We start from the raw sequence: 21558 nt of genomic DNA, 5'->3' as shown, positions 1-21558 counted from the left end.
CCATTTTTTGCATTCGTACTGCCATAACTATGCCGGATAGCGGATAAAGTCAACACTGTGTCAGCGTTTCATAGCAGCGTGGCAATAATCGCCTGGTCAGCGTTAAAATGTGCCGTGACTCTATCACCGGTTTGCAGGTTCTTTTGCCGCAGCGTCTGACGATTAAGGCTGGCACACAGTTGCTGACCGTCTGGTAAATCAATCAGGATCTCGCTGTATTCCGGGCTGTGCTCAATGCTGTGTATCCGCCCCTCCAGACGGTTTTCTGCCGGGATGGTTTCAGCGTCCAGTGCGATCCACGGGGCTTTAATCAGTACTAAGACTTGCTTACCGTTTTCCAGCTGTAGCCGTCTGGCACTGGTTTCGGTAACGGCGATAGTCAGCCGGGTGACTCCGTCGGCCAGTAATACCTGAATATGTTGGCGGACATGCTGCTGATCGCGTCCGATGACCGTGCCGGATAGCTGATTACGCGCGCTGGTTTGCAATGAAAAACGGGCAATGGCGCCCAGCAGGCTATCCAGCGGTACCTGGTCGTCTTGTAACACATCGAACGCTTTTTGCTGAATTTGCTCCAGCAGGTCAAACAGCTCAATCAGGCGTTCACCCCAGGCGGTCAGTGCTGCGCCACCGCCACCTTTGCCGCCGGTAGCCCGATCAACTAATGGCTGGTCAGCCAGCTGGTTCATTTCATTAACCGCATCCCAGGCACTTTTATAACTGATGGCCGCCAGCTTAGCGCCCTGACTGATGGAACCCGTTGCTTTAATCTGGCGCAGTAATTCAATGCGTCGCGCATCGGCGAACAGCCGTTGTTGCATTTTTATGATCAGGGAGAGTTCGCTTTGCATGTCGCCTCCGGAGAAAAAGTTAGTGTATGCCGCACAGGTGTCGTTTGTCAGTAAGGGAAAAGCGCACAAATCGCACGTGCACTTTTTAACTGAATGGATACAATATTTCTTTCGATACAATTCGGTGGGGATTAAATGCTGGAACTAATTAAAAGCCTGCTCGTTGCCATTCTGATGGTCCCGGTGGTCATGGCCGTTATTCTCGGCCTGATTTATGGCCTCGGCGAACTTTTTAATATCATTTCAAAAGTTGGCCAGTCAAAAGACCGTGCGCTCAGCGATCGCCACTGATTTCCTCTGACAATAAACCTGACGTATGCTCAGGTTTATTAAGATTCTCACCTTCCTCAATTTTCTTCTTCTGTGACCGATAAACGTCATGACAGGATTTGTTGCTGCGTTATATGATTCATTACATAACGTAAAAACAGGAGAATGAAATGAAAGTCACATCAGGTCGCTGGGCTGCTGCCGTGGCAGCGTTAAGTATCACCCTGGCAGGACAGGCGGCGGCGGCAGACAACATCACCGTTTTTGCTGCCGCTTCTTTAACCAATGCCTTGCAGGAGATTGCCGGGCAGTATCAGCAGGGCAAGCCGGTGCGTATTGTCTCTTCTTTCGCTTCATCTTCCACGCTGGCCCGTCAGATTGAGCAGGGCGCGCCTGCCGACCTGTTTATTTCGGCCGATCAGCAGTGGATGGATTATGCTGCAGAGAAAAATACAATAGAAAATAACAGTCGTTATACTTTGCTGGGGAATGACCTGGTGCTGGTGGCTGCAAAGGCGGAAAAAAAACCGGCAGTGACCATCACTAAACAGACCGACTGGAAAAGTCTGTTAAAGGGACAGCGGCTGGCCGTCGGCGATCCGCAGCACGTTCCGGCCGGACTTTATGCTAAAGAAGCGCTGCAAAATCTGGGCGCCTGGGATACGGTATCGCCGATGCTGGCGCCAGGAAATAGCGTGCGTGCGGCGCTGGCGCTGGTGGAGCGCAATGAAGCGCCTTATGGCATTGTTTATGGCTCCGATGCGGTTGCCAGCGATAAAGTGACGGTAGTCGGTCACTTTCCTGAATCCAGCCATAAGCCGGTTGAATATCCTATGGCGATTGTCAAAGACCATGACAACACCAGCGTGCAGGCCTTTTATCGTTATCTGAAAGGACCACAGGCAGCGGCTATCTTCAAAAAATATGGATTTACACCCCGATAATGATATTAAGTGAAGCCGAATGGCAGGCGCTGACCCTGAGTATCAAAGTGTCCATGATGGCGGTCAGCTGCAGTCTGCCGTTCGGTATCCTGATGGCGTGGATTCTGGTACGTTGCCGCTTTCCCGGTAAATCCCTGCTCGACAGCGTCATTCATCTGCCGTTAGTGCTTCCGCCAGTGGTGGTGGGTTATCTGCTGCTGCTTGGCTTTGGGCGCCGTGGCCTGATAGGGCAGTATCTTTACGACTGGTTTGGTTTTACCTTTGCGTTCAGCTGGCGCGGCGCGGCGCTGGCATCGGCGATGATTGCTTTTCCGCTGATGGTGCGGGCCATTCGTCTGGCGCTGGAAAGCGTGGACACCCGGCTGGAGCAGGCTGCCCGAACGCTGGGGGCCGGGCGCTGGCGGGTTTTTTTCACTATCACTCTGCCGCTGACGCTGCCCGGCGTGATTGTCGGGACCGTGCTGGCTTTTGCCCGTTCACTGGGAGAGTTTGGTGCAACCATTACTTTTGTTTCCAATATTCCAGGTGAAACGCGCACTTTACCCTCGGCAATGTATACCCTGATTGAAACCCCCGGGGCGGAAGGGGCTGCCGCACGTTTATGCGTTATCGCCATTGTGCTGGCGCTTAGCGCATTGCTGATTTCTGAATGGCTCAGTCGCTGGGGGCGTAAACGTCTGGGGGGCACGGCCTGATGCTGGAACTAGCGTTTCGCCAGCGGCTGGGGGCCCATACGCTGGCGCTGGATCTCAGTCTGCCGGCGCAGGGAATTACCGCGGTGTTTGGCGTCTCAGGCGCAGGAAAAACCTCGCTGATTAACGCCATTGCCGGTCTGACGGCGCCACAGGAAGGCCGGATTGTACTTAACGGCCGCACCCTCAGCGACAGCACGCAGAAGCTTTATCTGCCGCCGGAAAAACGCCGGGTGGGCTATGTGTTTCAGGATGCGCGTCTGTTTCCTCATTATCGGGTGCGCGGCAATTTGCTGTATGGCTGTGATAAGCGTCAGCGTGACCAGTTCGATAGCCTGGTCAGCTTACTGGGGATTGCCCCGTTGCTGGATCGCTTTCCGTATTCTTTATCCGGCGGCGAAAAGCAGCGGGTTGCCATTGGCCGTGCGCTGCTGTCTGCCCCGGAAATACTGCTGATGGATGAACCGCTGGCGTCACTGGATTTGCCGCGTAAACGCGAACTGTTACCCTGGTTACAGCGGCTGGTACGTCAGGTGGATATTCCACTGCTATACGTCAGCCACAGTCTGGATGAGATTTTGCAGCTGGCAGATAACGTGCTGGTGCTGGATAACGGTGAGGTCAAAGCGTTTGGCCCGCTGGAAACCGTCTGGCAGAGCAGCGCAATGCGCCCCTGGCTGCCGCGGGCGGAACAGAGTAGCATACTGCGTGTTCAGGTGCTGGAGCAGCATCCTCATTATGCGATGACGGCATTGTCACTGGGCGATCAGCATATCTGGGTAAGCCGGATCGATCTGCCATTGCGCACGCCGTTGCGTATCCGTATTCAGTCGACTGATGTTTCTCTCAGCCTGCAGCCGCCGCAAAACAGCTCGGTGCGTAACGTGATTCCTGCCCAGGTAGAGGCGCTGCTGGATGTTGACCATCAGGTGGAAGTGAAATTGCGTATCGGGCAAAGCGTCCTCTGGGCGCGTATCACGCCCTGGGCCAGGGACGAATTAAGGATCAAGCCACAAATGTGGCTTTTTGCCCAGGTTAAAGGGGTGTCGATTAGCCACTAACGCTGTTGCACGTCGGCTGACGTCTCAGGCGCCCGGTGGGGCAATCCTGTCGCAGGGCAGCACGTTACAAAACCTCCTGATACAGCGTTTCGGCAATGCCCGGTTGCTGGTTGCTGCCAATTGAGCGCGCTACCCGCTGACGGATGGCCTCGTCGGCATTGCCCATGGCAATACCCAGCCCGGCGGATTCCAGCATACTGAGGTCGTTGTAGTTATCGCCAAAGGCAATAACATCGGCCATTGTCAGACCCAGTGAGGTGACCCATTGCGCCAGTCGTTTGCCTTTGCTGTTTCCGGCACCGGCAATATCCACCTGATCATGCCAGGACCATTCACAGGCCAGCCCCATTTCGTGTTCGACCACTCCGGCAAAGCGTTGCAGTGCATGGGTATCCGGATGTGACAGGGCAAATTTCCAGATAGATTGCGCTTTTTCCGCCGCCTCAAGCAGTGAAGGCACCCGGATAAACAGTGGACGCTGATGTGCCGGCAGCGACTGCGCCCAGTTTTGCGTGCGGATCACGTGACCGGTTGGTTCCTGATAGATCATGGCGTCATCAGCGTACAGCAGCCCGTGAATCCGGTGTTCGTCGAGTAAACCAATCACTTGTCTGGCTTGTTCAACAGGCAGCGGATCGGCGGTCAGCACCTTTTTTGCATGATAATCATACAAATAGGCACCGTTACAGCAAATAGCGGGTGTATCCAGCGCTAAAGCCTGGTAAAAAGGATGGATAGCGCAGTGATGGCGTCCGGTGACAATCACTACCTTTGCCCCGGCGGCCTGGGCCTTTGCCAGTGCCTCAATTGATTCTGGCAAAATGGTTTTTTCCGGCGTCAGCAAGGTGCCGTCAAGGTCAAGTGCAATAACGCGATAGCGCATAAAAAATTTCCCAAAGGCGTTGAAAAGCCGAGTGTACACGTGGTTACCGGTCTGACCAACAGGCCAGAGTCAGAAAAGTAAGCTGCTGGCTGAGAAATCCTGTCATGATGGGTGATTGCCATATTTTACCGATATCACTGAAAGAGGAGCCTTCATGAAACAAGTTGTGTATACGGCCAGTCCTGAAAGCCACCAGATCCATGCCTGGCAGATGGATAATGCAGGCGCGCTGACGCTTCTGCAGGTAGTTGAAGCACCGGGACAAGTGCAGCCGATGGTGGTCAATCCCAACGGTAACTGGCTGCATGTTGGCGTACGGCCGGATTTTCGCGTGGTCACCTATGCTATCGATGAACAGGGTAAACTGAGCCATGAAGCCGAAGCACCGTTGCCCGGCAGTCCGACCCATATTTCCACCGATCGGCACGGGCGTTTTCTGTTTTGTGGTTCATATAATGATGCTTGTGTCAGTGTCAGTCCGATGGACAGCCGCGGCTTACCGCAGGCTCCTTCACAGGTTATTGGTGATTTAGCCGGTTGCCATTCTGCCAATATCGACCTGGCTAACCAGACGCTGTTTGTGCCGGCACTCAAACAGGATCGCATCTGCCTGTTTACGCTCAATGATAATGGTGAACTGACCCCCGCAGCACAAAAGCAGGTTGACACAGTCAGCGGCGCCGGCCCACGGCACATGGCTTTTCATCCCAACCGGCAGTACGCCTATTGTATTAATGAACTGGACAGCAGCGTCAATGTCTGGAATTTGCATAACCCGCACGGCAAGGTTGAACGGGTACAAAGCGTCGATATGATGCCGGCGGGCTTTAGTGATACCCGCTGGGCGGCCGACATCCATCTGACACCTGACGGCCGTTTTCTCTATGCCTGCGATCGTACTGCCAGCGTGATTGCCATTTTCAGCGTCAGTGAAGAGGGCAGTGTTCTGACCCTCGAAGGTCACCAGCCTACCGAGACACAGCCGCGCGGTTTTAACATTGACCACAGCGGGCAATTTGTCGTTGCTGCCGGGCAGAAGTCTGATCATATCGAAGTGTACCGCATTGAACCTGTGCGCGGTCTGCTGCAACCGCTGGCACGCTACGGCGTTGGCAAAGGGCCAATGTGGGTGGTGATTCACGCGCTGAAATAATCTGCTGGCAGCAGGAAGGCGGCCCATAACATGTACCCGCACCAGCAGAGGGTTACAGCCGGTGCGGGTTTACGCAGCGATGATGCAACGCCTCAGTTGTATTTTACCGTCAGGGAGGCGCTGGCCAGCGTGTGAAAATGTACGTTAAAGCCAAGCAGGGCACCACTGGACTGTTCATTCACCTCAATGTGCTCCACATCCAGGGCATACAGGGTAAAGATATAGCGATGGCTTTCGCCTTTCGGGGGTGCCGCGCCGCCATAACCGCTGCTGCCAAAGTCGGTACGGGTTTGCACGCAGCCTGCGGGCAAAGGCGCTGTGCCTGAGCCGGCACCCTGTGGCAGCTCGCGGCAATCTGCCGGCAGGTTTGCTACCCCCCAGTGCCACCAGCCGGAACCGGTGGGGGCATCAGGATCAAAACAGGTTATCACGAAACTTTTCGTTCCGGCCGGGACTTCCTGCCAGGCCAGATGCGGGGAAAGATTGTCTCCCTGATAACCCATACCGTTAAACACCTGGCTTTGCGGCATTTTATCGCCATCGTTGAAATTGTCGCTGTACAGCTTCATCGCGTCTCCCTTTGTGGATAAATCAGCTCGAAAGTGAATATTCTCTGGCCGGTTCAGGGTTCGTCCGGCGCTACCCGCACCACAACTTTACCAAAGTTATCGCCTGCCAGCATGCCGGTAAAGATGTGTGGTGCGTTTTCCAGCCCCTGGTATATATCTTCGCGTAGCAGGATACGCCGATCGGCAATCCACTGGCTCATTTGCTGGATAAACTCGCCAAAGCGATGCGGGTAGTCCTGAGTAATAATAAAACCCTGTACCCGCAGCCGTTTACGTAAAATCGCGCTTTGTAGCTGTGGCAGGCGGTCGGCTAATGCTGAAGGGGTGCTGACATTATAGTCGGCAATCAGACCACAAAGCGGAATGCGACCGCGTGGGTTCATCAGGGGCAGCACCGCGTCAAATACGCGGCCTCCGACGTTTTCAAAATAGACATCAATACCATCCGGGCAGTGGCGGCGTAGCTGGCTGGCCAGCATAGCATCACGATGATCAAGACAGCGATCGAATCCCAGGGTCTGTTCAGCAAAGCGGCATTTTTTGGCACCGCCTGCAATGCCCACGACATGACAGCCTTTTAGCCGGGCAATCTGTCCTACCACCGATCCTACGGCGCCGCTGGCGGCAGCGACCACAACCGTTTCACCTGCCTGCGGCTGACCGATATCCAGTAGACCCATATAAGCTGTGAACCCGGTCATACCCAGCAGGCTGAGTCCCCATGATGGATGCTGGCGCGCGGCTAGCGGCAGGCGTTGAAGGTCATGGCCATCAGATAACGCATAGTCCTGCCAGCCGCTCTGGCTGACAACCCATTCTCCGGGTTTAAAGCCGTCATGACGTGATTGTTCCACCCGGGCGATGGTGCCCGCCCTCATCACGGCGCCAAGGGCGGTTGGTGGCACATATGAAGGTGCATCGCTCATACGTCCGCGCATGTAGGGATCGAGTGACAGCCAGACGGTACGTAACAATATCTCGCCTTCAGCAGGCTGCGGAACCGGCTGCGTTTCAAGACGAAAATGACTGCTATCCGGCGCGCCCTGTGGCCGGGCCGCAAGGACGATGCGGCGATTGATATCGGATTGTTGTGTCATATTCTTTCCTTAGTCAGGGACGTCCATTAACTGTAGCGGATGTGGCGGTGCAGGCCAGCACTCAGGCAGCAATCTGAAACAGGGCGGGAGCCTGCACGGCAGCGCCGATGGCCTGCGTCAGCTTTTCCAGCGCTTCTGGAGAGATAATATAAGGTGGCATCAGATAGATCAGTTTACCAAACGGGCGGATCCAGACGCCCTGTTCGACGAAAAAGTGCTGGATTGCGGCCATGTCCACCGGATAGCGCGTTTCCACCACGCCAATTGCACCCAGTACCCGCACATCGGCCACCAGTGGCATGTCGCGCAGCGGCAGCAGCGCCGCGCGCAGCTGCTGACTGATGGTCGCAACCTGCAATGGCCAGTGATTTTCTGCCAGCAATGCCAGACTTTCGCAGGCGACTGCGCAGGCGAGAGGATTGGCCATAAATGTTGGACCATGCATAAAACAGCCGGCGGCACCGTTACTGATAGTGTCGGCGACCGGTCGGGTCGTCAGGGTAGCCGACAGCGTCATGGTGCCGCCAGTCAGCGCTTTACCGAGACAGAGAATATCCGGTGAAATACTGGCATGCTGACAGGCAAAAAGCTGTCCGGTGCGACCAAACCCGCTGGCGATTTCATCGGCGATCAATAAAATGCCGTAATCTTCACAGAGCGCTTTTACCTGCCTGAGGTACTGCGGATGATAAAAGCGCATACCGCCTGCGCCCTGTACCACCGGCTCAAGGATTACCGCAGCCAGCGCCTGATGATGCTGCGCCAGCAGCCGGGCAAAGGGCAGAAAATCTTCGGGCTGCCAGTCATCGCCAAAGCGGCACTCAGGGGCTGGGGCAAACAGATGCTGCGGCAGATAGCCTTGCCACAGGCTATGCATCGAATTTTGCGGATCGCACACCGACATTGCGGAGAAAGTATCACCGTGATAGCCGCGCTTTAGGGTCATAAAACGCCGGCGTTTTTTCCCGCGGGCCTGCCAGTATTGCAGGGCCATTTTCATTGCGACTTCAACGGCGACCGATCCTGAATCGGCAAGAAACACGCACTCCAGTCCGTCAGGGGTCATGGCCACCAGCTGGCGACACAAGGCGACTGCAGCAGGATGGGTTATGCCACCAAACATGACGTGGGACATACTCGCAATTTGTTGCGTCATAGCCTGATTAAGCCGCGGATGGTTATAACCATGAATGGCTGCCCACCATGAAGACATACCATCCACCAGCTGGCGGCCATCAGCCAGCTGAAGCTGTACGCCCCGTGCGCTGACAACCGGGTAGCAGGGCAGCGGCTTGCTCATCGACGTGTAAGGGTGCCAGATATGCTGGCGGTCAAACTGGAGGTCATCCGGGGTCATTATGGCCTTGTAAACAAAATTAAAAAGATTTAGTTTACAAGTATAACGCTACTGCATAAATGAATCACAGATTTTTGGAGTGCCCCATGGCAAACCGTTGGACAGTGTCGCAGGCTCAGGCTTTATTTGAAAAACCGTTTCTTGAACTGATGTTTGAAGCGCAGCAGGTTCACCGGCAGCACTTTGACCCGCGCCAGGTTCAGGTCAGTACCTTGTTGTCGATCAAAACCGGCGCCTGCCCGGAAGATTGCAAGTATTGCCCGCAAAGCGCGCGCTATAAAACCGGACTGGAAGCCGAACGGCTAATGGAAGTGGAAGCCGTGCTGGAATCGGCGCGTAAAGCCAGGGCTGCCGGTTCCGGCCGGTTTTGTATGGGGGCTGCGTGGAAAAATCCCCAGGACCGCGATATGCCTTATCTTGAGGCGATGGTTAAAGGCGTAAAAGAGATGGGGCTGGAAACCTGCATGACGCTGGGAACCCTGAGCGATGAACAGGCGCAGCGTCTGGGGAATGCCGGGCTTGATTTCTATAACCATAATCTGGATACCTCACCGGAGTTTTACGGCAACATCATTACAACCCGCAGCTATCAGGAACGGTTGGATACCCTGGAAAAAGTGCGTGATGCCGGCATCAAAGTATGTTCCGGCGGCATTATCGGTCTGGGGGAAACGGTACGCGATCGCGCCGGATTACTGGTTCAGCTGGCTAACCTGCCGGTACCACCGGAAAGCGTGCCGGTGAATATGCTGGTGAAAGTAAAAGGGACGCCGCTGGCGGACAACGACGATGTTGATCCTTTTGATTTTATCCGCACGATTGCCGTTGCCCGTATTATGATGCCAGGCTCGCATGTTCGTCTCTCCGCTGGCCGTGAACAGATGAGCGAACAGACGCAGGCCATGTGTTTTATGGCCGGGGCTAATTCCATTTTCTACGGCTGTAAGTTACTGACCACCCCTAATCCGGAAGAAGATAAGGATCTGCTCTTATTCCGCAAGCTGGGACTAAATCCACAGCATAGCGCCACTCAGCAGGGGGATAATGCTCAGCAACAGGCGCTAATCGGCCAGTTGCTTCATGCCGATACGGAACAATTTTACAATGCGGCGCTGTGATGGGCTGGCAACAACGTATTACGCAAGCCTGCGCACAACGGCGCGCTGCTGGCCTGTGGCGACAGCGGCATCTTGTCAGCCAGCGTGACGCCAGTCAGATTACTGTTGACGGCAAAAACTATCTTAACTTCTCCAGTAACGATTATCTCGGCTTAAGTCATCACCCGGCGCTCCTGGCTGGCTGGCGGCAGGGCATCGCAGATTATGGTGCCGGCGCGGGAGCTTCGACCCATGTAACGGGCTACCATCATCTGCAGGCCGGGTTTGAACAGCAGCTGGCAGACTGGCTGGGTTATCCCTGTGCACTGCTGTTTATTTCCGGATTTGCTGCTAATCAGGCGCTGATTGCTGCCCTGGCCGCCCGCGGCGATCGCATTCTGGCCGATCGCCTGATGCACGCCTCACTGCTGGAAGCCGCGTTACAGAGTCCGGCTAGTCTGCGGCGTTTTACCCATAACCAGCCAGCGGCGCTGGCACGGTTGCTGGACAATGCCTGTGAGGGGGAAACGCTGGTGGTCAGTGAAGGGATTTTCAGCATGGATGGTGACAGCGCGCCGCTGGCGGACTTACAGCGTTTGACCCAACAGCATCAGGGCTTGCTGCTGATTGATGATGCTCATGGTATTGGTGTGGCTGGCGCACAGGGCCGCGGTAGCTGCTGGCAACAGCAGGTAATGCCCGATTTGCTGGTGGTTACCTTTGGCAAAGCCTTCGGTCTCAGCGGTGCGGCGGTGTTGTGCGGTGTCGATATGGCCGGGTATTTACTGCAGTTTTGTCGTCATCTGATTTACAGCACCGCGATGCCTCCCGCGCAGATTTTTGCCTTGCAGACTGCGCTGTCATTGGTGCAGCAGGCTGACGATCGTCGTCAGCGGCTGCGCCACAATATTGCTTTTTTCCGCCGTCAGGCTGCCGGTTTGCCGGGCCGGCTGATGGCCTCTGACAGTGCAATTCAGCCCTGGGTCGTGGCCGAAGACCAGCAAGCGCTGGCGCTGGCCAGCGCTCTACGCGAACGGGGTTGTTGGGTCAGTGCGATTCGTCCACCCACGGTGCCCGCGGGCAGCGCACGGCTGCGCATTACCCTCAGCGCCTGCCATGAGGAGTCACAAATCATACAGCTGGTGGAGGCGCTTGCCGATGTATACGGTTGACAAGCAGGCGATAGCCGGCGCGTTTGGTCGTGCAGCCGTCCGCTACCAGCAGCACGATACCTTGCAAAGACAGTGTGGTGAGCGTCTGTTGAGGCTGGCCGGCCGCGCTACCCCAGGCCGCTTGCTGGATGCCGGTTGCGGGCCAGGGGGCTTTAGCCGCCATTTCAGCGCGTGTGGCTGGCAGGTTACCGCGCTGGACCTCTCAGAGGCGATGCTGGCGCAAGCGCAACGTCAGCAGGCGGCATGGCGTTATACCTGCGGTGATATTGAAGCATTACCCTTTGAGACGGCCAGTTTTGATCTCTGCTGGAGTAATCTGGCGATACAGTGGTGTAACAGTCTGCGCCAGGCGGTGAGCGAGCTGCAGCGCGTTACCCGGCCCGGTGGCCAGATCCTTTTTTCCACGCTGGCGGACGGCTCATTAGCCGAGATGCGTCAGGCCTGGCAAGCCCTTGACGTGCCTGCGCCAGTGAACGCACTGATGCCGTTTGCTGACATTCAGCATCAGCTATCAGGACTGGCAGTGCGTTGGCGTCGGGAATATCTGACGCTGCATTTTTCTGGCATTTACCCGGCATTACAGTCACTGAAAGGTATTGGCGCAACTCATTTGCACCGTCAGTCAGATCGTCAGCCGCTGACCCGTAACCGGCTGGATCTGCTGCAGCGCCACTGGCCGCGTGAGGCCGCCGGTTTTACGCTGAGCTACGAAATTATTTTTGGAGTGATGAATGGCAGTTGAACGTTTTTTTGTTACCGGGACCGATACAGAAGCAGGCAAAACCGTGGCCAGCTGTGCTTTACTGCAGGCAGCCAGGCTGGCGGGGTACCGTCCGGCAGGTTACAAGCCGGTGGCTTCCGGCTGCGAAATGACAGCACAAGGGTGGCGTAACCAGGATGCGCTGGCTTTGCAACGTCACAGCGTGGTGGCGCTCGACTATCAGCAGGTCAATCCGCTGGCTTTCGCTGAGGCTACTGCGCCGCATATTGTCAGTGCAGAGCAGCAACAGCCAATTACCTTTTCCGCACTGTCTGCCGGGCTGAAGCACATTGAGCAACAGGCAGACTGGGTGCTGACGGAAGGCGCTGGCGGCTGGTATACGCCTTTATCCGACGGTGAAACCTTTGCCGACTGGGTTGTTGCAGAACAATTACCGGTTATTCTGGTGGTCGGCGTCCGTCTGGGGTGTATTAACCATGCTATGCTGACGGCTGAGGCTGTTACTGCAAGGGGACTACCGCTGGTGGGCTGGATTGCCAATGAGGTCATCGCGCCAGGGCCACGTCACCATGATTATTTGCAGGCGTTGCAGCGCTGGCTGCCCGCGCCGCTGCTAGGGATACTGCCCCATATCACCGATCCCTATCATCAGTACGATATCGGCCACTGGCTGACCTTGCCAGCAGTTACACCGTAAGCCAGGTACTGACCATCCGCTCATCGAGCTGTGCCATATCTCCCTGAGCTACGTTACGCCCGCAGTGCAACAGCAGAAAATAGTCGGCGACGCGGCGGATCAGACTGACTCGCTGTTCTAATAGCAGGATAGTCAGGCCAAAATCATGGTTCAGGCGATGGATAAGATTGCCCATTTCTTCTTCCAGCCAGGGCGACATGCCTTCGCTGGGTTCATCAAGAATAAGCAGCTGTGGCTGCAGCACCAGCGCGCGCGCCAGCGCTAACTGCTGCTGCAAATCGGCAGGAAGTTCACCGCTGCGTTGCTGGCGCAGCGTGAACAGCACCGGAAAGAGCTGGTAGATCATCGGTGGAATAATACGCTGACGATCCTCACCAGCCAGTAAGGCAATCAGCAGGTTTTCTTCCACCGTCATCTGGGTAAATATTTGTCGCCCCTGGGGTAAATAACCAATCCCCATGGCGGCGCGGGTTTCACTGGGTTCAAGCAGCAGGTTTGCCGGCGGTGCACCAGCCTGTTGCCAGGTGATGGAACCGCTGTTAATCGGCAGACGTCCCATAATGCAGTTCACCAGTGTGGTTTTTCCCATACCGCTGCGCCCGACGATCGCTGTGCAGGTGCCGGGCGGCAGATCAAGATTGATATCCTGCAGAATATGAGTTTTGCCATAAAACTGGTTGATTGAACGTAAACTGAGCATCATGTCTCCTCCGGAAAGATTAAACCTGATTGCATACGCTCTGCGTCGTCTGGCAAACGGCAGTAATGATTGTCGCCGGTAAGCTGCAACGATTACTGGCGGGTTCCATGGCGTAAATGAAAAGTCACCCGGGAAATAAAGCAATTACCAGGCCAGGTTATACCTGTCTGGCTTAAACGCGCTAAAAGCGGGAAAGTGCAGTAGGAAAACCGGTTAAAAGGTCAGAAAAGATTGATAATAAAATGGCTGAACTATATGGCCGCACATTTTTAGTGCCGAGGTAAAACGTTGCTGGTGCAGATGCCTGATTGCGGGGCAATGCCACAGCAGACGGCGGTTGCCGAATTATCTTTACCCGTAGTTAAGCTAAATTTCCTGCATTTCAAAACCGATTTTTTCTCTTTTACCAGCACGAAAAAAAAACAAAAAAATTTATTTGGCAGGCCTTGCTCTCGCGACGGGCCATTTATGCACAGCAGATGCTTCGGGCGTTGTCACCAGTTATCCACCATTCCTGTGGATAACCGTGTGCATTAGCGACTGAAAACATGCGGCAGACGAGAGCCGACGCGGCTTTCACGCGGGATGTTGCGAAACTCACCTTTATTAAAAATAAATTTAAAATCAATATGTTAAATAAAATCAAGTCATCAGGGGCGTCGATAATATCCGATAACATTTCTGCTTTTATCAGACTTGACATTACAACAGGATGTCGAACTGTTGGGGATAACCTGATTTCAGTCAGGCTTATCATTGTCACAAAGATCGCTAAAAGTGCAAAAGGTCATCAGATAAGATGATGGCACAGCTAATCTGGATATTTATCCAGTTATCTGCGCTGGTAAAAAACCGCTTGCGGAGTAGAATAACGTCCTTATCACGCTTTCCATTCAACAGGTGGCGCGCAAATGAGTAAAGATTTTAAACTGAATTCCGCTTTTAAACCGGCAGGTGACCAGCCTGAAGCCATTCGTCAGCTCAAAGAGGGGCTGGATGATGGCCTGGCACATCAGACCCTGCTGGGGGTAACCGGTTCCGGTAAAACCTTTACTGTTGCTAATGTGATTGCTGATTTACAACGCCCGACCATGGTACTGGCACCCAACAAAACCCTGGCAGCGCAGCTGTATGGCGAAATGAAAGCGTTTTTCCCGGAAAACGCCGTCGAGTATTTTGTCTCTTACTACGATTACTATCAGCCGGAAGCCTACGTTCCCAGTTCAGATACCTTTATTGAAAAAGATGCCTCAGTAAACGAGCATATTGAACAGATGCGCCTTTCTGCGACCAAAGCACTGCTAGAGCGGCGCGATGTGATCGTGGTGGCATCGGTTTCCGCTATTTACGGTCTGGGCGATCCTGACCTGTATCTGAAGATGATGCTGCACCTGACCCGCGGGATGCTGATTGACCAGCGTGCTATTCTGCGCCGGCTGGCGGAATTGCAATATACCCGCAACGATCAGGCTTTCCAGCGCGGTACTTTTCGCGTGCGTGGCGAAGTCATTGACATTTTTCCGGCTGAGTCTGACGACATTGCCCTGCGGGTGGAGCTGTTTGATGACGAAGTTGAACGGTTATCGTTGTTTGATCCGTTAACTGGTCAGATAGAAACCAACATTGCCCGTTTTACCGTTTATCCCAAAACCCACTATGTGACGCCCCGTGAGCGCCTGCTGCAGGCGATGGAAGAGATTAAGATTGAGCTGGCCGCGCGGCGAAAAACGCTGCTGGAAAACAATAAATTGCTTGAGGAACAGCGTCTGTCGCAGCGTACCCAGTTTGATCTGGAAATGATGAACGAACTTGGCTATTGCTCAGGCATTGAAAACTATTCGCGTTACCTTTCCGGCCGCGGGCCGGGCGAGCCACCGCCGACCCTGTTTGATTACCTGCCGGCGGACGGGTTGCTGGTTATTGATGAATCTCACGTTACCATCCCGCAAATTGGCGGTATGTATCGCGGTGACCGGGCGCGTAAAGAGACGCTGGTGGAATACGGTTTTCGTCTGCCTTCGGCGCTGGATAACCGCCCGCTTAAATTTGAAGAATTTGAGTCGCTGGCGCCGCAGACCATTTATGTTTCAGCAACCCCGGGTCATTACGAACTGGAGAAATCCGGTGGTGAAGTGATTGAACAGGTAGTGCGCCCCACTGGCCTGCTTGATCCGCTGGTGGAAGTGCGTCCGGTGGCCACCCAGGTGGACGACCTGCTTTCGGAGATTCGTCAGCGGGTGGCCATCAACGAGCGGGTGCTGGTGACCACGCTGACTAAACGGATGGCGGAAGATTTGACCGAATATCTCGAAGAGCACGGCGAACGGGTACGCTATCTGCATTCCGATATTGATACCGTTGAACGGGTGGAAATTATTCGCGATCTGCGCCTTGGCGAGTTTGACGTGCTGGTAGGGATCAACCTGCTGCGTGAGGGGCTGGATATGCCGGAGGTCTCGCTGGTGGCTATCCTTGACGCAGATAAAGAAGGCTTCCTGCGTTCTGAGCGTTCCCTTATCCAGACCATTGGCCGCGCGGCGCGTAATATTAACGGTAAGGCAATTCTTTATGGCGATAAGATTACCCCTTCAATGGCCCGGGCCATTGAAGAGACCGGACGGCGTCGGGAAAAGCAGCAGCGTTATAACGAAGAACACGGCATCGTGCCGAAAGGGCTGAATAAAAAGATTGCCGATATTCTTGAACTGGGGCAGGGTGCCAGCAAAAACCGTAACCGTAAAGGCGCGGCTAAAACCCGCATTGCCGCAGAAACCGAAGCCAGCTATCAGGCCCTGACGCCGCAAGCGCTGCAAAAAACCATTCAGCAGCTGGAAGGGCAGATGCAAAAACACGCCCAGAACCTGGAGTTTGAAGAGGCGGCACAGTTGCGCGATCGGCTGCAGGAGCTGCGCGCATTGTTTATTGCCGCCTCATAGGCGAGCCCTCAGTCTGAACTCTGAATGGCCTGTTCCAGTGCGATATGCAGCAAGTGACGATCATGGCGATAATGAACGTCACCGGCTTGCAACGGTGTTTGTATTATCCTGCGTTCGCTGACGTCTGCGGTGCTGGCATGCGGGCCAACCACCAGGGTGTCGATGACTTTTTTGCCAATGGCGTGTTCCATCATTGCCAGTTTGTCCGCCAGCGTCAGGCTGGCGGCGGCCGGACTGAGTTCTTTACCCAGATTATCAATAAACACCATAGTAGCCGGCGTACGGCGCAGTGCCTGGGCAATACCGGGGACCAGTAATACTGGCATCAGGCTGGTGTAAAAACTACCTGGACCAAGAAGGATAAGATCAGCGTCATTAATTGCCTCTACCGCTTCACGCGTTGCCGCGACTGCTGGCAGCAGCATCAGCTCGGCAGGAGGCTGCTTCATCTGGTCAATGTCAGTTTCGCCATAGACCGTATTGCCTTCCTGGTCCAGCGCTACCAAATCAACTGGCTGTTCTGACATCGGCATCAGCCAGGCGTCGACTTTTAACAGATTTCGAATCAGATTAATGGCTTCCAGCGGCCGTACGCTCAGATGATCGAGCGCCTTTAACATCAGGTTACCCAGATTGTGGCCAGCCAGTTCGCCGTTACCGGCAAAACGGTACTCAAACATCGCAGAAGCGACACTGGGTTCGGTAATCAGCTGATTGAGGCAATTGCGCAAATCTCCCCAGGCAATGCCGCCTTCCGAGCGGCGGATGCGTCCGGTTGAGCCACCGTTATCGGTAGTGGTGACGATACCGGTGAGCCTTGAGCCCAGCGATGAAAGCGAGGACATTACGCGACCAAGGCCGTGTCCGCCTCCCAGGGCTACCACTCTGTCGAGATCGGCTAATGAGCGATTACGCATAAATTTCCTGTGAATGTTGAGAAAAAAACCGCAAGCTGGCTAAAACGACAGTAACAATAGTCGGTTAAGCTGAGGTTAACCGGAGTTAATGTTAGCTTATCTGGTGACGAAAATACGCTGAAAAATCGTTATATATCATAATATATAGCGAAATCAGGTTGTGGTAAAACCGCAAAACTGGCAGTAGAATGATCGGACTTTTACACATCAGTGTGATGACACTTAAGCCTTGTTACCTACGTCCTGTGGATAAGGTAGCCTGGCCGCAACCTCAGGTTGCCAGGGTGCAGAAAGAAATGACTGCATCTCCCGTTACTGGAAAGGTGTAATCTTTTGCCACAGTTTACCGATACGTTTGACCGCCGGTTTTATTACCTGCGTCTGTCTGTCACCGATGTTTGCAATTTTCGGTGCACATACTGCCTGCCGGACGGCTACAAGCCGGACGGACGTGCGCCCAAATCGTTTCTCTCGCTGGATGAAATTCGTCGGGTAACCCGCGCTTTTGCGGCGGCGGGTACCGAAAAGATACGCATTACCGGCGGTGAACCCTCTATGCGTCGTGATTTTACCGCGATTGTTGCGGCAATACGCGAAAATCCGCAAATCCGACAGATTGCAATGACCACCAACGGCTACCGGCTGGCGCGTGATATCGCAGACTGGCGTCACGCGGGTCTTAATGCCCTTAACGTCAGCATCGACAGTCTTGATCCGCGTCAGTTCTATGCCATTACCGGCCAGGATAAATTACATCAGGTGCTTGAGGGGATTGATGCTGCTTTTGCTGCGGGTTTTAGCCGGGTGAAGGTTAATACCGTACTGATGCGCGATATCAATCATCAGCGTTTACAGCAGTTCCTTGACTGGATTCGCCGGCGGCCAATTCAGCTACGTTTCATTGAGCTGATGGAAACCGGCGAAGGTGGCGCGCTGTTTCGTAAGCACCATATTTCCGGCACGGTGATCCGCGACCAGCTGCTGAATGCCGGCTGGGCTCGTCAGCACCGGCAGCGCAGCGACGGGCCGGCACAGGTGTTTTCTCACCCTGATTATCAGGGGGAAATTGGTCTTATCATGCCGTATGAACAGGACTTTTGCGCCAGCTGTAACCGGCTGCGTGTGTCGGCATCGGGTCATCTGCATTTGTGCCTGTTTGGTAACGGCGGCATCGCACTGCGTGACCTGCTGGTCAGCGATGAGCAGCAGCAAGCGCTGCAGCAGCGCATTGCGCACAGCCTGCAACATAAAAAACAGGGCCATTTTCTGCATCAGGGCAACAGCGGTATCACGCAGAATCTCTCTTTTATCGGCGGTTGAATTTCAGGAGAAGGTAATGGGTAAGGGCAGTGAAGCATTTAGCGCGCTCAACGTGGCGGTACTGACGGTTTCGGACAAACGCGATGCCAGTAATGATACCTCTGGTGATTATTTACGTGAGGCGATTACGGAGGCCGGCCATCAGGTGGTCGATCATGCGCTGGTGGCTGATAACCTGTATCGCATTCGTGCGCTGGTATCCAACTGGATTGCCAGCCGTGACGTGCAGGTGGTTATCGTCAACGGTGGCACCGGGTTTAATGCCAGAAACTGTACCCCGGAGGCGTTATTGCCCTTGTTCGATCGCCAGGTGGAAGGCTTTGGCGAACTGTTCAGAATGATTTCCTGGGAAGAAATTGGCAGCGCGACGCTGCAATCGCGTGCGCTGGCAGGCCTGGCCAATCAGACGCTTATTTTTGCGCTACCCGGCTCCACCAGCGCCTGTCGCACGGCATGGCAGCGGATTATTGCCGGACAGCTTGATGGCCGTACCGCGCCGTGCAATTTTGTCTCACATCTGAAGAAAGGATAAACATGGCGCAATTAACCCACATCAACCAGGACGGTGAAGCGCATATGGTCGATGTCTCGGCAAAAGCAGAGAGCCTGCGCGAAGCGCGCGCTGAAGCGCTGGTGGTGATGCATCCGACGACGCTGCAGATGATTATTGATGGCAAACATCACAAAGGTGATGTATTTGCTACCGCGCGTATTGCCGGCATTCAGGCGGCAAAACGCACCTGGGAACTTATTCCACTCTGTCACCCGCTGATGCTGAGTAAAGTCGAAGTAACCCTGCAAGCGCAGCCGGAACACCAGCGGGTACGTATTGAGTCCTGCTGTCGTCTTAGCGGTAAAACCGGCGTTGAGATGGAAGCGCTGACTGCGGCCTCGGTGGCCGCCCTGACGATTTATGATATGTGTAAAGCTGTCCAGAAAGATATTGTGATTGAACGGCTACGGTTACTGGGTAAAAGTGGCGGTAAGTCAGGTGATTTTGAGGTGAGCAGTCATGATTAATGTTCTGTTTTTTGCCGAAGTACGCGAACGGCTTGGTACGGCATCGCTGACGCTGGACACGCATTATCAGGACGTTGCCGCGCTGCGTGACGCGCTGGCGGCTCGTGACGAACGCTGGGCGCGGGCGCTGGCTCCGGGTAAGCTGCTGGCGGCGGTGAACCAGACGCTGGTTGCGCCGGACCATCCGCTGAATGCCGGTGATGAAGTGGCGTTTTTTCCGCCGGTCACCGGGGGCTGAGATGGATAACCGGATTCGCGTTGGTGAAGCGTCCTTTTCGCTGGCTGAGGAATATAGCTGGCTGAATCAGGGGGCGCAAGACGGCGCCATTGTTACCTTTACCGGCAAAGTGCGTAACCATAATCTTGGTGAGCGCGTGGCGGCACTGATGCTGGAACATTATCCAGGCATGACCGAACGCGTGCTGGTGGAACTGGTGGAGGAAGCGCGGCAGCGCTGGCCGCTGCAGCGGGTAGTGCTGATTCATCGCGTGGGACAGCTTTACCCTGGCGACGACATTGTGCTGGTTGGCGTCAGCGCCGCGCACCGCAGCGCGGCATTTTCTGCCGCTGAATTTCTGATGGATGTTCTGAAAACCCGCGCGCCGTTCTGGAAGCGTGAAAACACTGAAAATGGTGAACGCTGGGTGGAAGCACGCGACAGCGATCGTCAGGCGGTGCAACGCTGGTAGCCGGCGGGCAGCGCAAACGCTATCATCCGGGCCATCGTAGCGGGGATGCCGGAGATGTTTTCTTCAACAAGATACGGTATGTCGCTGTCCATACAGTAATCAGTGGCAGAGTGGTAATTGGTGAACATGAGTCCGGTGTTACCGGGGAAAGGGAGACCAGAAAACGCTTCGGGTAATCAGGGGATGAGGGCGCTACGTTCGCTCCCCAGTGGTCACCAGACCGGGTGACTGAACAGGATACCCGGCACCGCGCTGAACAACAGCATGCTCAGCGTCATCATCAGGACATTATCAGGCTGCCGCGTGGCGGTGGTTATTACCCTGCTTACTGGTGCCACAGCGCCGGGATACCATGATTTGTTACGGTTGCCGATGGTGATTTTGCGCCAGGTTATCAGCGCCGGCTCCGCGAGAACAGCATCCGCAGGCTGGCTAATCTGCGCAGAAAAGCCATTCGTCGGACGCTGGTTGGCTTTACCTGCTCTGGCAGAAAAATTGAATACTTTATCGCCAGTGCCGCAGCGAAATTATGTGATAGTTAAACTAATCTTATTTTTACTGATAAAGATGCGACTCCCTCTGGTCAGTCAGGTAGAAAATGTGCCAGACTGAGTAAAAATCACGGGGTCATCCCGGCGTTAACATTGTTACGTTCACTACAACAAGGGGACTGTCATGGATCGGTTTTCTCGATCGGACAACGAGCTGTTACGTCAGACCGGCAGCGGAATACAGACTTACATGGCGCAGGTCTATGGCTGGATGTGTAGCGGCCTGTTGCTGACCGCGGCTGTTGCCTGGTTTGCCGCCCATAACAGTAAGGTTCAGGCGCTGGTTTTTTCCAGCCAGATTACCTTTTTTGGCCTGATTATCGCCCAGCTGGCGCTGGTTTTCGTGTTGTCAGGCATGGTACAGCGTCTGAGCGGTGCGCTGGCTACCACTTTGTTTATGCTCTATTCGGCGCTAACCGGCCTGACAATATCCAGCATATTTGTCATCTACACCGGTGTGTCCATCGTCAGCACCTTTGTGGTCACTGCCGGTACTTTTGGCGCCATGAGTCTGTGGGGCTACCTTACCCGGCGTGATTTAAGCCGCTTTGGTAGTATGCTGTTCATGGGGCTTATTGGTATTGTTCTGGCTTCGGTGGTCAATATCTGGCTGAAAAGCAGCGGACTGACTATGGCAATCACCTATATTGGCGTTCTGCTGTTTGTTGGTCTGACGGCCTATGACACCCAGCGTCTGAAAAATATCGGTGAAAATATTGACAGCCGTGACAGTGAGAATTTGCGCCGCTATTCCATCATGGGCGCACTGACGCTCTATCTTGATTTTATCAATCTGTTTTTAATGCTGCTGCGTATTCTTGGCGATCGCCGCTAGCACAAGGTTACCCTCAAAAAGTCCCG

The 21558-nt window shown here is 54.6% G+C and carries 23 protein-coding genes and 1 riboswitch; of the genes, 16 read left to right on the top strand and 7 right to left on the bottom strand.

Features of this window, described 5'->3' with window-relative positions:
* Positions 1–68: 68 nt before the first annotated feature.
* On the bottom strand, positions 69–851 hold the full coding sequence (gene modE, locus BL249_RS08015; RefSeq protein WP_099707015.1) for a molybdenum-dependent transcriptional regulator: 783 nt from the start codon (positions 849–851) through the stop codon (positions 69–71).
* A 135-nt stretch (positions 852–986) separates the two neighbouring features.
* On the opposite strand from modE, the gene BL249_RS08010 reads away from it, so the two are divergent.
* The 4 genes from BL249_RS08010 to modC all read left to right on the top strand — a co-directional run bounded on the left by BL249_RS08010 (position 987) and on the right by modC (position 3818).
* The gene (locus BL249_RS08010) at positions 987–1142 is read left to right on the top strand and encodes an AcrZ family multidrug efflux pump-associated protein (RefSeq protein ID WP_099707014.1); all 156 of its coding nucleotides are present in this window, start codon (positions 987–989) and stop codon (positions 1140–1142) included.
* A gap of 149 nt (positions 1143–1291) precedes the next feature.
* The gene (gene modA / locus BL249_RS08005; protein ID WP_099707013.1) at positions 1292–2065 is read left to right on the top strand and encodes a molybdate ABC transporter substrate-binding protein; all 774 of its coding nucleotides are present in this window, start codon (positions 1292–1294) and stop codon (positions 2063–2065) included.
* Positions 2065–2760: a molybdate ABC transporter permease subunit gene (modB, locus tag BL249_RS08000; RefSeq protein WP_099707012.1), complete on the top strand. Its 696-nt coding sequence runs from the start codon at positions 2065–2067 to the stop codon at positions 2758–2760. Before modA ends, modB begins: the two co-directional genes overlap by 1 nt.
* Positions 2760–3818 carry a molybdenum ABC transporter ATP-binding protein ModC gene (gene modC / locus BL249_RS07995; protein WP_099707011.1) on the top strand — a complete coding sequence of 353 codons (1059 nt, stop codon included), beginning with the start codon at positions 2760–2762 and terminating at the stop codon, positions 3816–3818. The genes modB and modC overlap by 1 nt, the downstream gene beginning before the upstream one ends.
* A 64-nt stretch (positions 3819–3882) precedes the next feature.
* Here modC and BL249_RS07990 read toward each other — a convergent pair whose 3' ends face one another.
* Complete coding sequence (locus BL249_RS07990; RefSeq protein WP_099707125.1) at positions 3883–4701, bottom strand: pyridoxal phosphatase; 819 nt, start codon at positions 4699–4701, stop codon at positions 3883–3885.
* A gap of 154 nt (positions 4702–4855) precedes the next feature.
* Here BL249_RS07990 and pgl point away from each other — a divergent pair, with 154 nt between their 5' ends.
* Entirely contained in the window at positions 4856–5854 is a 999-nt protein-coding gene (pgl, locus tag BL249_RS07985; protein WP_099707010.1) for a 6-phosphogluconolactonase, read from the top strand.
* 92 nt (positions 5855–5946) lie between these two features.
* Here pgl and BL249_RS07980 read toward each other — a convergent pair whose 3' ends face one another.
* The 3 genes from BL249_RS07980 to bioA all read right to left on the bottom strand — a co-directional run bounded on the left by BL249_RS07980 (position 5947) and on the right by bioA (position 8877).
* On the bottom strand, positions 5947–6423 hold the full coding sequence (locus BL249_RS07980; protein ID WP_099707009.1) for a kinase inhibitor: 477 nt from the start codon (positions 6421–6423) through the stop codon (positions 5947–5949).
* Positions 6424–6476: 53 nt separating this feature from the next.
* A complete protein-coding gene (locus tag BL249_RS07975; protein ID WP_099707008.1) occupies positions 6477–7520 on the bottom strand; it encodes an NADP-dependent oxidoreductase in 1044 nt (347 codons plus the stop codon).
* Positions 7521–7581: 61 nt separating this feature from the next.
* The gene (gene bioA, locus BL249_RS07970; RefSeq protein ID WP_099707007.1) at positions 7582–8877 is read right to left on the bottom strand and encodes an adenosylmethionine--8-amino-7-oxononanoate transaminase; all 1296 of its coding nucleotides are present in this window, start codon (positions 8875–8877) and stop codon (positions 7582–7584) included.
* An 86-nt stretch (positions 8878–8963) separates the two neighbouring features.
* Between bioA and bioB the strand changes: the two genes are divergently transcribed.
* From bioB to bioD, 4 genes are read left to right on the top strand one after another with little or no spacing between them, the layout of a single operon-like run.
* Complete coding sequence (bioB, locus tag BL249_RS07965; RefSeq protein ID WP_099707006.1) at positions 8964–9995, top strand: biotin synthase BioB; 1032 nt, start codon at positions 8964–8966, stop codon at positions 9993–9995.
* Positions 9995–11146, top strand: a complete 1152-nt coding sequence (gene bioF, locus BL249_RS07960) for an 8-amino-7-oxononanoate synthase (protein ID WP_099707005.1) — start codon at positions 9995–9997, stop codon at positions 11144–11146. The genes bioB and bioF overlap by 1 nt, the downstream gene beginning before the upstream one ends.
* Positions 11133–11888 carry a malonyl-ACP O-methyltransferase BioC gene (gene bioC / locus BL249_RS07955; protein ID WP_099707004.1) on the top strand — a complete coding sequence of 252 codons (756 nt, stop codon included), beginning with the start codon at positions 11133–11135 and terminating at the stop codon, positions 11886–11888. Before bioF ends, bioC begins: the two co-directional genes overlap by 14 nt.
* Positions 11878–12564, top strand: a complete 687-nt coding sequence (bioD, locus tag BL249_RS07950; protein WP_099707003.1) for a dethiobiotin synthase — start codon at positions 11878–11880, stop codon at positions 12562–12564. The genes bioC and bioD overlap by 11 nt, the downstream gene beginning before the upstream one ends.
* Here bioD and BL249_RS07945 read toward each other — a convergent pair.
* On the bottom strand, positions 12554–13264 hold the full coding sequence (locus tag BL249_RS07945) for an ABC transporter ATP-binding protein (protein ID WP_099707124.1): 711 nt from the start codon (positions 13262–13264) through the stop codon (positions 12554–12556). The two genes, bioD and BL249_RS07945, sit on opposite strands and share 11 nt — an antisense overlap.
* Positions 13265–14175: 911 nt before the next feature.
* Here BL249_RS07945 and uvrB point away from each other — a divergent pair.
* Positions 14176–16200 carry an excinuclease ABC subunit UvrB gene (gene uvrB / locus BL249_RS07935; RefSeq protein WP_099707002.1) on the top strand — a complete coding sequence of 675 codons (2025 nt, stop codon included), beginning with the start codon at positions 14176–14178 and terminating at the stop codon, positions 16198–16200.
* 8 nt (positions 16201–16208) lie between these two features.
* On the opposite strand, the gene BL249_RS07930 is transcribed toward uvrB, so the two are convergent.
* Entirely contained in the window at positions 16209–17117 is a 909-nt protein-coding gene (locus BL249_RS07930; protein ID WP_099707001.1) for a gluconeogenesis factor YvcK family protein, read from the bottom strand.
* A gap of 207 nt (positions 17118–17324) precedes the next feature.
* A riboswitch (molybdenum cofactor riboswitch) is annotated at positions 17325–17459 on the top strand.
* Between BL249_RS07930 and moaA the strand changes: the two genes are divergently transcribed.
* From moaA to BL249_RS07895, 6 genes are all read left to right on the top strand, one after another.
* Complete coding sequence (moaA, locus tag BL249_RS07925) at positions 17451–18437, top strand: GTP 3',8-cyclase MoaA (protein WP_099707122.1); 987 nt, start codon at positions 17451–17453, stop codon at positions 18435–18437. (Overlaps the previous riboswitch by 9 nt.)
* A gap of 16 nt (positions 18438–18453) precedes the next feature.
* Positions 18454–18969: a molybdenum cofactor biosynthesis protein B gene (gene moaB / locus BL249_RS07920; protein WP_099707000.1), complete on the top strand. Its 516-nt coding sequence runs from the start codon at positions 18454–18456 to the stop codon at positions 18967–18969.
* 2 nt (positions 18970–18971) lie between these two features.
* Positions 18972–19457 carry a cyclic pyranopterin monophosphate synthase MoaC gene (gene moaC, locus BL249_RS07915; RefSeq protein WP_099706999.1) on the top strand — a complete coding sequence of 162 codons (486 nt, stop codon included), beginning with the start codon at positions 18972–18974 and terminating at the stop codon, positions 19455–19457.
* The gene (gene moaD, locus BL249_RS07910; protein WP_099706998.1) at positions 19450–19695 is read left to right on the top strand and encodes a molybdopterin synthase sulfur carrier subunit; all 246 of its coding nucleotides are present in this window, start codon (positions 19450–19452) and stop codon (positions 19693–19695) included. The genes moaC and moaD overlap by 8 nt, the downstream gene beginning before the upstream one ends.
* A gap of 1 nt (position 19696) precedes the next feature.
* On the top strand, positions 19697–20146 hold the full coding sequence (moaE, locus tag BL249_RS07905) for a molybdopterin synthase catalytic subunit MoaE (RefSeq protein ID WP_099706997.1): 450 nt from the start codon (positions 19697–19699) through the stop codon (positions 20144–20146).
* A 675-nt stretch (positions 20147–20821) separates the two neighbouring features.
* Positions 20822–21532: a Bax inhibitor-1/YccA family protein gene (locus BL249_RS07895; RefSeq protein WP_099706995.1), complete on the top strand. Its 711-nt coding sequence runs from the start codon at positions 20822–20824 to the stop codon at positions 21530–21532.
* Positions 21533–21558 lie beyond the last annotated feature (26 nt).

Origin of the sequence: Erwinia sp. OLFS4 (assembly GCF_002752165.1) — a bacterium.
Classification (GTDB): Bacteria; Pseudomonadota; Gammaproteobacteria; order Enterobacterales; family Enterobacteriaceae; genus Izhakiella.
The sequence above is the reverse complement of the archived record's forward strand: the minus strand, read 5'-3'. Positions and strand labels throughout refer to the sequence as shown.